This is a genomic window from Luteibacter anthropi (assembly GCF_023699965.1).
GTDB classification, from domain to species: Bacteria; Pseudomonadota; Gammaproteobacteria; order Xanthomonadales; family Rhodanobacteraceae; genus Luteibacter; species Luteibacter anthropi.
Map to the genome: position 1 here is coordinate 3,246,561 of NZ_CP077072.1, position 13,571 is coordinate 3,260,131.

Sequence of the window (13,571 nt, forward strand, 5' to 3'; positions counted from 1 at the left end):
ACATCAAGGGTCTAGACTTGCCCCATGACTACCCAGACCTCCCTCACCATCGGCCGCATCGCGCAGAGCGCCGGCGTGGCCATCGATACGATCCGGTTCTACGAGCGGGAAGGGCTGCTGCCCGAACCGCGGCGCCGGGCTTCGGGTTACCGCGAATACGACGAGGGCGCCGTCTCCCGGCTGCGCTTCATCCGGCGGGCCAAGGACCTTGGTTTCACGCTGGATGAGATTCGTGAGCTGCTCGCGCTGTCTGCCGACCGCCATGGTGGGGTGGAGGGTGTGCGCGAGCGGGCGGCGGCCCGGTTGAAGGCCATCGACGAGCGCATCGTCGAATTGCAGCGGGTGCGCGACGGCCTGTCCGAACTGGTGGACGCGTGCCCGGGCCACGGCGCCCCGGAAGACTGCCCCATTCTCAAGGCCCTGGCGGAGCCCGGTCGATGAGTCATTCCTGCTGCTCGCACGGCGCTGCCGATCAGGCCGCGACCGTTATCGACCCGGTGTGCGGCATGACGGTGGACCCGGCGAAGACACCGCACCACGCCACGCATGACCATCATGAGTATCACTTCTGCGGTGCGCGCTGCCGCGAGCGCTTCATGGCCGAACCGGCGAAGTTCCTGGGGCCGAAGGAGCCCGAGGTCGCCATGCCGGCAGGCACGATCTACACCTGCCCCATGCATCCGGAGGTGCGCCAGGAGGGCCCCGGGGCGTGCCCGAAATGCGGCATGGCCCTTGAGCCGGCGATGCCGTCGCTGGATGACGACGACAGCGAAGTGCGTTCGCTGGGACGGCGCCTGTGGACCCTTGTGGCACTCACGCTGCCGGTCTTTCTGGTCGCGATGGGTCCGCACCTGTTCGGCTGGATGTGGCCGGAGCCCTGGGCGTCGATTGCCCGCTGGGGCGAGGCGACGCTCGCGACTATCGTGGTGCTGTGGGGCGGTGCGCCTTTCTTTGCGCGGGGCTGGCGTTCGCTGAAGCCGTGGTCGCCGAACATGTACACGCTGATCGCACTGGGTACCGGCGTGGCGTGGCTGTATAGCGCGATCGCCATCCTCGCGCCGGGATGGTTCCCGGCGTCGATGCGCGGCATGCATGGCGAGGTGGATGTCTATTTCGAGTCTGCCGCCGTGATCGTCACGCTGGTGACTCTGGGCGACTTCCTCGAACTGGGTGCACGTCGACGCACCGGCGCCGCCTTGCGCGGATTGCTGGGCCTCGTGCCCAAGACGGCACGCCGCATCGGCAAGGACGGTAGCGAAGACGACGTGCCGCTTGAGCACCTGCATGCCGGCGACCGGGTGCGTGTGCGACCGGGTGAGAAGGTGCCGGCCGACGGTACGGTGCTGGAAGGCGAAAGCCACATCGACGAGTCGATGCTTACCGGCGAGCCCATGCCCGTGGCGAAGCGCGAGCACGACAAGGTTACCGGTGGCACCCAGAACCAGCATGGTGCGCTGGTGGTGCGGGTGGATCATGTGGGCGCGGATACCGTGCTGTCGCGCATCGTCATGATGGTGGCCGAAGCCCAGCGTTCGCGCGCGCCGCTGCAGCGGGTGGCCGACAAGGTGGCAGCGTGGTTCGTGCCGGCTGTCGTCGTCTGCGCGCTGCTGGCTTTCGCCGCGTGGTGGATGGTCGGCCCGCAGCCGGCACTGGCCCATGCCCTGGTGGCGGCCGTTTCCGTGCTGATCATCGCCTGTCCGTGCGCACTGGGCCTGGCCACACCGATGTCGATCATGGTCGCCAGCGGTCGCGGTGCGCAGGCGGGCGTATTGTTCCGTGATGCGGCAGCCATCGAAACGCTGCGCGATATCGACACGCTGGTGTTCGACAAGACGGGCACGCTCACCGAGGGCAAGCCGGCACTCACGCAACTGCGCGGCTTCGGTGTCGAGCGTGCCGAAGCCCTGGGGTTCGCGGCGGCCGTGGAGCGTCCCAGCGAACATCCGCTGGCCGCCGCCATCGTGGCGGCGGCGGAAGCCGAAAACGTGGCGATTCCTGCCGTCTCGGGCTTCCAGGTGGCGGTGGGGCGTGGTGTGAGTGGCCGTATCGACGGACACGACGTGGCACTCGGCAATGCGCGCCTCATGGAGCATGAGCGCGTGGACATCGGTGCGGCGCGCGATCTGGTCGAGACCTGGCGGGCAAAGGGCGCCACGGCCATGTTCCTAGCCGTGGATGGCCGCCTTGCCGCTGCGCTGGCGCTGGCCGATCCGGTGAAGGTGTCCACGAAGCCGGCGTTGCAGGCGCTGCATAAGGCAGGCGTTCGCCTGGTGATGCTTACCGGTGACAGCGAGGCGACGGCAAAGGCCGTGGCGTCACTGCTGCCCATCGACGAGGTGCATGCCGGCGCGTCGCCGGAGGACAAGGCGCAGATCGTCAATGACTTGAAGAAAGCGGGTCGCCGGGTGGCAATGGCGGGCGATGGCGTGAACGATGCGCCGGCGCTGGCAGCGGCCGATATCGGTATCGGCATGGGCAACGGCAGCGATATCGCCATCGAGAGTGCATCGGTGACGTTGCTGAAGGGTGATCTTGCGGGTATCGAACGTGCGCGGGCCTTGTCGGTCGCCACGGTGAAGAACATCCGGCAGAACCTGTTCTTCGCCTTCGTCTACAACGCCGTGGGCGTGCCGGTGGCGGCGGGCGTGTTGTATCCGCTGCTGGGACTTACGTTGTCGCCGATGATCGCGGCACTGGCGATGAGCCTGAGCTCGGTGTCGGTGGTGGGCAACGCGCTGCGCCTGCGCAAAGCCTCCATGTAGGAGCGCGCCTGCGCGCGACCGGGTTTTGCGAACAGATGGGTCTATCGCGAAAACCGGTCGCGCGCAGGCGCGCTCCTACAAGAGCGTTAGTGGGTGTCGAAGGAGGGTGGGGCGTCCTTCGGCTTGCTGGCCCACTGCTTGTTCGGCTTGTCGGAGAGGTCGAATTCCAGCCTGCCGCCCTTCAAGGTGAAGGACTCCGGCAGCCAGGCGCGATCGCTCGGCTTGCCATCGACCTTGAGCGCATTGACGTATGGGCGTCCCTGGCCGGCATTTGGCGCAAGGATGGTCACGTCACCACCCGGACGGTGCACGGTGGCACGCGTGAACAACGGACTGCCCACCACCAGATCGGCACGACCGGGAATCGACGGATACACGCCCAGCGCGGCAAACACGTACCACGAAGACATCTCGCCAAGGTCGTCGTTGCCCGGAATGCCCTTCGGCTCGTTCAACCAGATGGTGTCGAGCACGCGACGCACCAGTTCCTGCGTCTTCCACGGCTGGCCGGCGAAGTTGTATAGCCATGGCGAACCGATGGACGGTTCGTTGTTGAGTTCGGCATGCAGCGGGCCGGCGTTGGTCACCGCGAATGCGCCATCCGGCTGGTAGAAGAATGCATCGAGTCGCTTGCGTGCCTTCTCCAGGCCGCCCATGGCCTTGAACAGGCCGCCGGCATTGAAGGGCACCATCCACACGTACTGCGCCGCGCTGCCTTCCACGAAGCCGTCTTCGGTGGACGGCGTAAACGCGTGCGGCTGTTCCTTGTCGTCGTCCTTCACCAGTGCCCAGGAGCCGTCTGCATTCCGGTTGCGGATATAGCCGCCTTCGGCGGTGGCCTTCGGGTCGAAGAGATTGCGCCAGTACTGCGCACGCTCAAGGAAACGCTTTGACGTAGCAGTATCGCCAAGACGTTCGGCCAGGGCGCTGATGCCGAACTCGGCCGTGGCCAGTTCCAGCGTATCCGCCGCGGGGCCCCACGACGGCGCACCGACAGGGATGTAGTGCAGCTTCAGCCACGATTCGAGGCCGGGACGCTGGCCGACGCACTCCACTTCGCAGCCATCGTGCGAGGCATCCAGTGCGGTGGGGTTGTCTGCCGCATGCACGAGCGAGGCGAGGGCGCCCCTGGCATCGAAATCGCGTGCGCCAAAGGCATGGATGCCAGCGATCGCCGGCGCAGCCGGGTCGCCGTTCATCACGTGCGTACCGCCATTGTTGTGGGTCCAGCGGTCCCATACGCCGTTGTTCTGTTGTGCCTGGTTGTAAAGGCTTTGGGCGATGTCGCTGGCGATGTCAGGTTCGAGCCATGCGGTGAGCTGTAGCTGCGAACGGTAGACGTCCCAGCCGGAGAAGTTGGCGTACTGGTCCTTCTGCCTGCCTTCGACGCGGTGCGGCTTGTTGTCGAAGCCCATGTATTCACCGTTGACATCGCTGAAGACGTTCGGCGTCATCTGGGCGTGGTACAGCGCCGTATAGAACACGGTGCGCTGGTCCGGCGTGCCGCCTTCGACGTCGATGCGCGAGAGCTGGCGGTTCCACGCGTCCACGGCCTTGTCGCGCACGGTTTCGAACGAGGTGCCTTTCGGTACTTCGGCGTCGAGGTTGGCCTGCGCATTGGCATCGCTGACATACGAAATGCCCACGCGCACGTTTACGTCCTTCGTGCCGGGTGCGAAACCCACCCAGGCTCCCGAGCCGGTGCCGGCATCCGGGAAGCCCTTCTTGCCATAACCCGTGCCGCCTTCGCTGCGCGTGCCACCGTGGCTGACGTCGGCGTTCTTCCACGTGCCCGTGGAGGCGAACGGCTGGTCGAATTCGATCACGTAATGCAGCGTGTAGTAGCTGCGCTTGTCGGCATCGTTGATGTAACCGCAGAAATTGCCGCTGGTGACCTCACCGCTGATCCGCCGCTGCGTGGCGTCCACGGTGACGGTGGCCTTCTCCGAACCCACTTCCGAATCGGAGGCGCGCACCAATACGTTCACCGGCTTGCCGGCCGGGAAGGCGAATCGTGCGGCACCGCTGTGCAGGGCGGCGGTGAGATCCACGGCCACGCCGTTATCGAGTGTCACATGGTAGTGACCGGCCCGGGCCTGCTCGTTCGCATGCGAGAAGGTGGATGTATAGGTATGGCGAAAATCCTTGCTGGGCGACTGGGTCACCTCTTCGGTGACCGGCATGATGGGCACATCGCCCGAGGCGCCGGCACAGCCCCAGCCTTCCACGTTGGTGAGGCTGAAGCCGCGCAGGGTGTCGGCGCGGTATTCATAGCCGCCCGGAGCCGCGATGGGCGATTTCTTGCCCGGCAGGGGAGAGGCTTCCGGACTGAACTGGAGCATGCCGAAGGGGACGACGGCGCCGGGGAAGACATTGCCCCCGTTGGTGGTGCCTATCAGCGGATTGACGAGGCTGGCCGGTCCGTCGGCGGCGCCGGCCAGGGCCGGCAGTAGGGCGGATACAAGGACGAGCGGACGCAACGGGCGCAAGGCAGTCTCCCCTGGACAGGCTGAATTTGTCTCGATTGAAATCCTATGCGGGGCGGTTGTCCCGTGCCATGGGTCATGTCCGGCATGAATGAAGTTCTACCGTGCGCGGGGGTATCGAAGCTTCCCCTAAGTAGGGGGTCGGATGATCCGCGCACTCCCCCCCGCCGTCGGTTCCATGTTCTTCGTCCTCGTCTTTTTCGCCACGCTTGCCGCCTTTGCCATCAGTGCCGTCAGCGGCGGTGGAGCCGGGCTGGTGCTGATGCCCGTGCTCAGGCTTGGCCTGCCCATGGCCCAGGTGCCGGTGGCGCTGTCCATCGGCAGCGCCGTAAGCTCCATGACCCGCATCGGCCTGTTCCTGCGCCATGTGGAATGGCGCATCGTGCGCTGGTTCGTGCCGTTTTCGATTCCCGGGGCGTGCGTGGGCGCCTGGCTGCTGGGCCATGTGAGCCCGGTGTACGCCGAGCTGCTGATCGGGCTGTTCCTGCTGGCCAACCTGCCCATGTTATGGCGCAAGCCTCGACTCACGATGGCGCGTGCAGCACCGGGGCCGGGCCTGCTGGGTGTCATCGGCTTATGTGCGGGCTTCGTTTCGGGCCTGACCGGTGCGGTAGGCCTGCTGTTCAATGGCTTCTACCTGCGTTATGGCCTCGACAAGGAGCGCATCGTCGCGACCCGTGCGGCGAACGAGATCATCCTGCACCTGCTGAAGATCGTGCTCTATGTGTACTTCGGGCTGGTGACGCGGGAAGCCGTCGGTGCCGGTGCCGTGCTCGCCATCGCGGCGGTGATATCCACCTTTGGCGTACGCCGCATCCTGCCCTTGCTGAGCGAGGCGCTGTTCCGCCGGCTGGCCTATGGCTCGATGGTGACCGCTGGTATCGCCATGACGGCCATGGCCAGCCATGCCCTGGTACAGACGCATGGCATCGGGGTGAGCACCCAGCGGGTGGCCGGCGGCACCAATGCGCGACTGGCCGGTTTCGGCCGCGAGGTGACCGTGGAATTCCGCCGGCACGAGCCGACGGAAATCGAATACCTGATCGGTCTGGCCGACCTTCCCGATGGCATTCGCGAGCAGGCGGAGCAGCTCGCGGCGGGCGCCGACCGGGTCGTGGTCGAAGCCGTGCATTCGCTTGGCGAACGCAGTTTCGAACTATCGGTGCAGCGCGGCGACGAAGTGGAAAAATATCGCTTCTGACGACTTACCAGAGAATGCCGTCCACCGGCTTCATCGGTTCCAGTCCATGCGCTTCGCCAAGACCATCGCGCAGGTCGATCTCGATGGCGCGGGTGAGGGTGGTGAGCGGAACGTCGTCTTCCAGGTTCTCGAACGGATTCTGCATGTCGTTGCCGATCTGCAGCAGGGCGAGGAACAGGAAGCCCGCCACGGTGGAGCCCAGCGGCGTGTACAGGCCCAGCGTTTCCACCAGTCCCAGCGGCAGCAGCAGGCAGAAGCCGTGGGTGAAGATGGCCGGATAAGTCGCGTACTGCTGCGGCAGCGGCGTGTTCTTGATCCGCTCCATGCCGCCTTGCGCATTGGAGATGTCGCTCAGGGTGCGTGACAGGGCGGCGAGCAGGATCGGATCGGGTTCGGTGCCTGCGATGATCGTCGCCGTGCGCGCATGGATGGCGTTGGGTACGTTGGCGACGCCGCGCAGGCGTTCCACCTCGTCGGCCGGCAGGCGGTTGGCCAGGTCGTCCCAGGGCGACTGGCGACGCAGGTGCATGCGCAGGGCGTGCACGTAGGCGATCTGCCGGTGCGCCACCGTGGCCGCCACGTCACGGCGTGGCAGCAGGGTGAGGGCTTCACGGGCGAGGGTGCGCGATGTGTTCACCATGGCGCCCCACAGGGTGCGCGCCTCCCACCAGCGCGCATAGGCGGTGGTGTTGCGGAAGCTCAGGTATACCGCCACGGCCGAGCCGAGCAGGGTCACCGGCAGCGCCGGAAACTCAGCCCAGCGCGGGTGGCTGAAATACCAGAACACCGTCACGGCCACGTCCCACGCCAGCAGCCAGATCAGCGGCCGGCCCACGTAACGCAGGATATGGCCCAGATGCGCGCGCCCCGGGAGGATCACGCGGCGTGCTCGTGCTGGATGGCGTCGGACAGGTGCACAAAGTGATCCGTCTTCTCATCGAGCACGACCACGCTGCCATCGCCGATGTTGTAGACCCAGCCCTGCAGGGTGATCTCGCCATTGGCCCGTGCGGCGGCCACGGCAGGATGCGTGCGCACGTGCGCAAGCTGCAGGCGCACGTTTTCCTCGATCGTGGCCTGGAGCGCTTCCGCGCCTTCCAGCTTGCGCGCGAATACGGCGCTCTTTGCTGCCTGCGCATTGCGCAGCCAGGCTTCCACGGTGGGCAGGTCCTTCGTGGACTCGGGATTGAGCAGGCCCTTCATGGCGCCGCAGTCGGTATGGCCGCAGATGACGACGTTCTTCACCTTCAGCACGGTCACCGCGTATTCGACCACCGCCGACACGCCGCCCATCATCTCGCCATAGGCCGGCACGATATTGCCGACGTTGCGGCAGACGAACAGCTCGCCCGGCTCGGTCTGGGTGATCATCTCGGGCACCACCCGCGAATCGGCGCAGGTGATGAACAGGGTGTGCGGACTCTGGCTGCCGGCCAGTTCGTCAAACAGGGGTTTGTTGTCCTGGAAGACCTTGTGGCTGAACTTCTCGACGCCCTTGAGCAGGCCGAGCAGGCTTTCGTCGCGAGGGGTTTCCTGGGTCATGCGCTCACCTTGGAATGAACCCCGCCGCAAAGTGCGGCGGGGTAGGGAGCGAAGTTTAAGACAAAGCTCAATGAGGCGAATGCGAAGGCGTACGGAGGCGCCCTCAGCCTGCGGCTTCCAGCAGCAGTTCCACTTCCACCGGCACGCCCAGGGGCAGGCTCGCCACGCCCAGCACCACGCGGCCGGAGAGCAGGGCCTCACCAAAGACGGCGCGCATCACGTCGGATGCCCCGTCGGCCACCCGGGGGTGTTCCCGGAAATCGCCGGCCGTGGCGATATACACGCCCAGCTTCGCCACCCGGGTCACCCGGTCCAGCGAACCCAGGAAGGCCCTGGCGGCCGACAGGCCGCTCAGCACGGCCATCTGCGCCGCCTTGTGGCCTTCCTCGACGGTCAGTTCCGCACCCAGCCGGCCCAGGATCGGCAGGTCGTGCCCTACCGCGGGCAGCATGCCGCTGAAGTACACCATGTCGCCGACGCGCACCGCTTCGACATAGCTGCCAAACGGTGTGGGTGCCGGCGGCAGGCTCAAGCCCAGCGCCGCCAGTCGGCTTTCCGCCGAGCCGTTCACCACTTGCCCAGGTGCGCGCCGCCATCGACGCGAACCTGCTCCCCGGTGATGCGCGGTGCTTCGGTCAGGAAGACCACGGCGTCTACGACTTCATCCACGCTGGAAATGCCCTTCATCGGCGACAGGGTGGCCAGGAAATCCTTCGGATTGGTGGCATGCAGCGGCGTGTCCACGATACCTGGCGATACTGTGTTCACCCGGATGCCGTCCCCGGCGTACTCCATGGCGAGGTTCTTCGTCGCGGCCTCGATGCCACCCTTGGTGATCATCGACGCCGCGGCGTTGAGGCCTGCAATAGGGTTCTGTGCCAGCGGGGAGGTGATGCTCACGATGCTGCCGCCCGTGCGCTGGCGCAGCATGCGCGCGATAACGCGCTGGGTGATATGCAGGAAGCCGTCGAGATTGGTCGCCACGAGGCTGCGGTATTCCTCGATGGTGGTTTCCACGAACGGTTTGGCGATGAAGATGCCTGCGTTGTTGACCAGGGCATCCACGCCGCCGAAACGTTCCACGGCGGTCGCGAGCACTGCATCTGCCGTGGCCGGGTCGGCGATATCGCCATCCACGCGGGCCAGGCGATCCGAGGGCAGCAGCTCACGAGACTGGCTGACCCGGCGCGAGGTGGCCACCACGTTGTCGCCACGCTCAAGGAAGAGATTGACGAGCCCGGCGCCGATACCCTGCGATGCGCCGGTGATGATGACGGTTTTCATGACTGCCTCCAGTCGATGGTGGAATGACTGGGGCGAAGTATGGGAAGTACTGGATTTGGCGATTAGATGGGAATATATGGAATATCTTTCCCATCAATGGAAAAGTTTCGTGCTGGATCTCAACGACATCGCCATCTTCGTGCGGGTGGCCCGGCTGGGTAGCTTTTCCCGGGCCGCCCGGTCGTTGGGGATGCCCGTTTCGACGGTCAGCCGGCGCGTGGGCGACCTGGAGGAAACCCTCGGGGTGACCCTGCTCCAGCGGACCACGCGCAAGCTGAGCCTTACCGGACAGGGGCGGGCCTATCTGGAAGCCTGCGACGAGCCGCTGGAGCGATTGCAGGATGCCGAGCGTACGTTGACGCAAACGCAGCGCGATCCGGAGGGGCTGTTGCGTGTCTCGGTGCCTGCCGTGCTGGGGCAGGGGGAGTTCTTCGATTTTGTGTCGGCCTTCATGCGCGCGTATCCGCGCATCCAGATCGAGCTGTCGGTGACGAATGCGTTCGTCGACCTCGTTGCCGAGAACGTCGATGTGGGTCTTCGTTTTGGCGAGTTGAAAGACTCATCACTGGTGGCGCAGCGGATCGGTGACAGCGTGCGCTATGTCGTGGCGACGCGAGCTTATGTGGAAGCTCATGGCGTACCTGCGACGCCGGAGGGACTGTCGTCGCATGCGTGCGTGTTGCTGAATGCGCGCAACAACGAAACCGACTGGCTGTTGGTGAAGGGGCGTCGATCGGTGAAGGTGCACGTGTCCGGCGCGCTGTCGGGCAGCGACTTCAATTCGGTGAGTGCGTTCGTGTATCGCGGCCACGGCGTGGGTTTCCTGCCATCGGGCTATTGCGACGCGCGGCTGGAGAGCGGTGAGCTGGTGCGATTGCTGCCGGAGTGGTCGTCACCGGTGATCCCGGTGCATGCCGTCTATCCGACGCGACGGTTCATGCCATCGCGCCTGCGGGTATTCCTCGAAGCCCTGAAAGCCTGGCAAAGCCCCTACTGGCACCCGATAACTCTGTAGGAGCGCGCCTTGCGCGCGACCGGTTATCGCGGCACGAATGGTCGCGCGCAGGCGCGCTCCTACAAGAGCTGCTGTGCCCCTGTGCGCGACCGGACATGACGGTACGTCCGGCCGCGCGCAGGTACATCACGCCTCGATATCTTCCTTGTACGCATCCACCGGGATGCACGCACACATGACGTTCTTGTCGCCGTAGACATTGTCCACGCGCGACACCGGCGGCCAGTACTTCGACAGCTTCAGCGACGGCAGCGGGAACGCAGCCAGCTCACGCGGGTAAGCGTGCGACCACTCGGTGCCCGTGACCATGGTGGCCGTGTGCGGGGCGTTGCGCAGCGGGTTGTCCTCGCGATCCAGGCGACCGTCTTCCACTGCGCGGATTTCCTCGCGGATCTGGATCATGGCGTCGATGAAGCGATCCAGTTCGTGCTGCGATTCGCTTTCCGTCGGCTCGACCATGAGCGTGCCGGCCACCGGGAACGACAGGGTGGGCGCATGGAAGCCGAAGTCGATGAGGCGCTTGGCGACGTCTTCGGCGCCCACGCCCGTGACGTCCTTCAGCGGACGCAGGTCGAGGATGCACTCGTGCGCCACCAGGCCATTACGACCGGTGTAGAGCGTCTTGTAGTGCGGAGCCAGGCGCCTTGCGATGTAGTTCGCGTTGAGCAGGGCCACCTGGGTGGCCTTGCGCAGGCCTTCGGTGCCCATCAGCGTGATGTACATCCAGGAGATCGGCAGGATCGAAGCCGAGCCGAAGCTGGCCGCGCTGACCATGCCCACCTCGCCCTCGCCACCGAAGGTGCGCGGCAGGAACGGGGCAAGATGCGACTTGACCGCGCACGGACCCACGCCCGGGCCGCCGCCGCCGTGCGGGATGCAGAAGGTCTTGTGCAGGTTGAGGTGCGAGACGTCCGAGCCCCACTTGCCCGGCTTGGCCACGCCGACCAGCGCATTCATGTTGGCGCCATCGGTGTACACCTGGCCGCCGTGCTTGTGCACGATGTCGCAGATGGCGACCACGTCTTCCTCGAACACGCCGTGCGTGGAGGGATAGGTGATCATGATCGCGGCAAGGCGGTCGGAATATTTTTCGGCGTTCTTGCGGATGTCTTCGACGTCCACGTTGCCGTTGGCGTCGCAGTGGGTCACCACCACCTGCATGCCGCACATCTGCGCGGACGCCGGGTTGGTGCCATGGGCCGACTCGGGAATGAGGCAGATGTCGCGATGGCCTTCGCCGCGCGAGCGGTGGTAGGCGCGGATCGCCAGCAGGCCGGCGTATTCACCCTGCGCACCGGAGTTCGGCTGCAGGCTCACGGCATCGTAGCCGGTGCACTCGACCAGCATGGCTTCCAGCTCGTCGATGAGCTGCTTGTAGCCCTGCGCCTGCGCAGCCGGGGCCAGCGGGTGGATGTTGGCGAATTCCGGCCACGTTACCGGAATCATCTCGGCGGTGGCGTTGAGCTTCATGGTGCACGAACCCAGCGGGATCATGGTGCGGTCGAGCGCGAGATCCTTGTCGGCGAGGCCGCGCAGGTAACGCAGCAGTTCGTGTTCGCTGTGGTGCGTGTTGAACACCGGGTGCTGGAGGAAGTCGAGGTCGCGCACCAGGCCCTTCGGCAGGGCGTCGGCGGTGGCGGCGTCCAGCGCGTCGATGTTGCTGGCGTCGGCACCGAAGACAGCGGCCAGCGCCACGAGGTCGGCGCGGGTGGTGGTCTCGTCGAGGCTGATGCCCACGGAGCCGGCATCGATCTGGCGCAGGTTGATCTTTGCAGCTTCGGCCTTCGCGTGGATGGCCTTGGCATCGACACCGGTGACATGCAGCGTGTCGAAGAAGTCATTGCCGACGGTGACGCCAGCCTTGCCCAGCGCGCCGGCCAGGATGGCGGCAAACCGATGCGTGCGACGGGCGATGCGCTGCAGGCCTTCCGGACCGTGGTACACGGCGTACATGCTGGCCATCACGGCGAGCAGCACCTGCGCCGTACAGATGTTCGACGTGGCCTTCTCGCGGCGGATGTGCTGCTCGCGGGTCTGCAAGGTGAGACGGTAGGCCGGCTTGCCCTCGGTATCCACGGACACGCCGATCAGGCGACCCGGCATCGAGCGCTTGTAGGCGTCGCGGCAGGCCAGGTATGCGGCGTGCGGGCCGCCGAAACCGAACGGCACGCCGAAACGCTGCGTATTGCCCACGACGATGTCGGCACCCCAGCTGCCCGGCGAGGCGATGAGAGTGAGGGCGAGCAGGTCGGTGGCGACGCAGACAATGGCGCCGCGGGCATGCGTGGCCTCGGCCAGGGCCTTGTAATCGTTGATGCGGCCGAAGGTGTTCGGGTACTGCAGCAGCACGCCGAAGCTGTCGACGTTGCCTGCATCCGCATCGTCACCCACGTGCACTTCGATACCGATGCCATCGGCACGGGTGCGCAGGATTTCGAGGGTCTGCGGGTGGACGTCCTTCGACACGAAGAAGGTGTTGGACTTGGATTTCGCCGAACGCTTGGCGAGCGTCATGGCCTCGGCCGCCGCGGTGCCCTCGTCGAGCAGCGAAGCGTTGGAGATGTCCATGCCGGTGAGGTCGGTCACCATGGTCTGGAAGTTGATCAGGGCTTCCATGCGGCCCTGCGAGATCTCGGCCTGGTACGGCGTATAGGCCGTGTACCACGCCGGGTTCTCAAGCACGTTGCGCAGGATGACGTTCGGCGTGAGCGTGCCGTAGTAGCCCTGGCCGATGAAGCTGCGGAACACCTGGTTGCGGTCGGCCACGGCGCGGATCTTCGCCAGGGCCTCTTCCTCGGTGACGGCGGCGGGCAGGGCCAGCGGTGCCGGGGACTTGATCGAGCCGGGGACGATGGCGTCGGTCAGCGCGTCGAGCGACGCATGGCCGACCACGGACAGCATCTCGGCGATCTCGGCGTCGTTGGGACCGATGTGGCGTTCGATGAACGCGCCGTGGTTCTCGAGGTCGCGCAGCGAGGGAGAGGTTTTCTGGCTCATGGCGTTGGAGGCATCCGAAGTACCGTGCCGTGCCGGCACGTGGGGCGCCCCTCTGTCCTTTTGCCTGAGAGTTTGGGGGCGGGGAAGCCCCTTGCACCTTCGGCGCCGGATCGAACCGGTCTCTCCAGAGTGATGTCTCGCGCGGTGGTATGGGGGCCTGAGCGATTACGGGCGTTGCGCCTTCGGCAGCGGATCCGTCCGCTTCTCCCACCGTGCTTCAAGCACCCGATTATACCCTGTAGGAGCGCGCCTGCGCGCGACCGGGGGCATGGCCACGCCGGGTC

The 13,571-nt window shown here is 65.9% G+C and carries 10 protein-coding genes and 1 riboswitch; of the genes, 4 read left to right on the forward strand and 6 right to left on the reverse strand.

From position 1 onward, the window contains the following. The first annotated feature begins 24 nt into the window (after window positions 1–24). Window positions 25–441, forward strand: coding sequence for a heavy metal-responsive transcriptional regulator (locus KR767_RS14110; RefSeq protein ID WP_250876726.1), 417 nt, complete (start codon window positions 25–27; stop codon window positions 439–441). Further along, window positions 438–2,762: a heavy metal translocating P-type ATPase gene (locus KR767_RS14115; RefSeq protein ID WP_250876727.1), complete on the forward strand. Its 2,325-nt coding sequence runs from the start codon at window positions 438–440 to the stop codon at window positions 2,760–2,762. The genes KR767_RS14110 and KR767_RS14115 overlap by 4 nt, the downstream gene beginning before the upstream one ends. Before the next feature lie 86 nt (window positions 2,763–2,848). Here KR767_RS14115 and KR767_RS14120 read toward each other — a convergent pair whose 3' ends face one another. After that, window positions 2,849–5,251: a GH92 family glycosyl hydrolase gene (locus KR767_RS14120; protein WP_250876728.1), complete on the reverse strand. Its 2,403-nt coding sequence runs from the start codon at window positions 5,249–5,251 to the stop codon at window positions 2,849–2,851. Between the two features lie 142 nt (window positions 5,252–5,393). On the opposite strand from KR767_RS14120, the gene KR767_RS14125 reads away from it, so the two are divergent. Further along, window positions 5,394–6,449, forward strand: coding sequence for a sulfite exporter TauE/SafE family protein (locus tag KR767_RS14125; protein ID WP_250876729.1), 1,056 nt, complete (start codon window positions 5,394–5,396; stop codon window positions 6,447–6,449). Window positions 6,450–6,453: 4 nt separating this feature from the next. On the opposite strand, the gene KR767_RS14130 is transcribed toward KR767_RS14125, so the two are convergent. The 4 genes from KR767_RS14130 to KR767_RS14145 form a co-directional block, all read right to left on the reverse strand. Further along, window positions 6,454–7,329, reverse strand: coding sequence for a bestrophin family protein (locus KR767_RS14130; protein ID WP_166949364.1), 876 nt, complete (start codon window positions 7,327–7,329; stop codon window positions 6,454–6,456). Next, on the reverse strand, window positions 7,326–7,991 hold the full coding sequence (locus tag KR767_RS14135; RefSeq protein ID WP_166949366.1) for a carbonic anhydrase: 666 nt from the start codon (window positions 7,989–7,991) through the stop codon (window positions 7,326–7,328). The genes KR767_RS14130 and KR767_RS14135 overlap by 4 nt, the downstream gene beginning before the upstream one ends. Window positions 7,992–8,094: 103 nt before the next feature. Beyond that, on the reverse strand, window positions 8,095–8,562 hold the full coding sequence (locus KR767_RS14140; RefSeq protein WP_250876730.1) for a RidA family protein: 468 nt from the start codon (window positions 8,560–8,562) through the stop codon (window positions 8,095–8,097). Then, window positions 8,559–9,275 carry an SDR family NAD(P)-dependent oxidoreductase gene (locus tag KR767_RS14145; RefSeq protein ID WP_250876731.1) on the reverse strand — a complete coding sequence of 239 codons (717 nt, stop codon included), beginning with the start codon at window positions 9,273–9,275 and terminating at the stop codon, window positions 8,559–8,561. Before KR767_RS14145 ends, KR767_RS14140 begins: the two co-directional genes overlap by 4 nt. Between KR767_RS14145 and KR767_RS14150 the strand changes: the two genes are divergently transcribed. Further along, window positions 9,274–10,290, forward strand: coding sequence for a LysR family transcriptional regulator (locus tag KR767_RS14150; RefSeq protein ID WP_250876732.1), 1,017 nt, complete (start codon window positions 9,274–9,276; stop codon window positions 10,288–10,290). The genes KR767_RS14145 and KR767_RS14150 overlap by 2 nt on opposite strands. A gap of 126 nt (window positions 10,291–10,416) precedes the next feature. On the opposite strand, the gene gcvP is transcribed toward KR767_RS14150, so the two are convergent. Further along, window positions 10,417–13,287 (reverse strand): aminomethyl-transferring glycine dehydrogenase, encoded by a 2,871-nt coding sequence (gene gcvP, locus KR767_RS14155; RefSeq protein ID WP_250876733.1) that lies wholly within the window; start codon window positions 13,285–13,287, stop codon window positions 10,417–10,419. A gap of 42 nt (window positions 13,288–13,329) precedes the next feature. After that, window positions 13,330–13,425: riboswitch (glycine riboswitch) on the reverse strand. Between the last annotated feature and the right edge of the window lie 146 nt (window positions 13,426–13,571).

Coding starts and splice junctions, on each gene's coding strand:
- gcvP (WP_250876733.1), bottom strand. CDS start 13,287: ATGAGCCAGAAAACCTCTCCCTCGCTGCGCGACCTCGAGAACCACGGC.
- KR767_RS14125 (WP_250876729.1), top strand. CDS start 5,394: ATGATCCGCGCACTCCCCCCCGCCGTCGGTTCCATGTTCTTCGTCCTC.
- KR767_RS14150 (WP_250876732.1), top strand. CDS start 9,274: ATGACTGCCTCCAGTCGATGGTGGAATGACTGGGGCGAAGTATGGGAA.
- KR767_RS14110 (WP_250876726.1), top strand. CDS start 25: ATGACTACCCAGACCTCCCTCACCATCGGCCGCATCGCGCAGAGCGCC.
- KR767_RS14135 (WP_166949366.1), bottom strand. CDS start 7,991: ATGACCCAGGAAACCCCTCGCGACGAAAGCCTGCTCGGCCTGCTCAAG.
- KR767_RS14145 (WP_250876731.1), bottom strand. CDS start 9,275: ATGAAAACCGTCATCATCACCGGCGCATCGCAGGGTATCGGCGCCGGG.
- KR767_RS14115 (WP_250876727.1), top strand. CDS start 438: ATGAGTCATTCCTGCTGCTCGCACGGCGCTGCCGATCAGGCCGCGACC.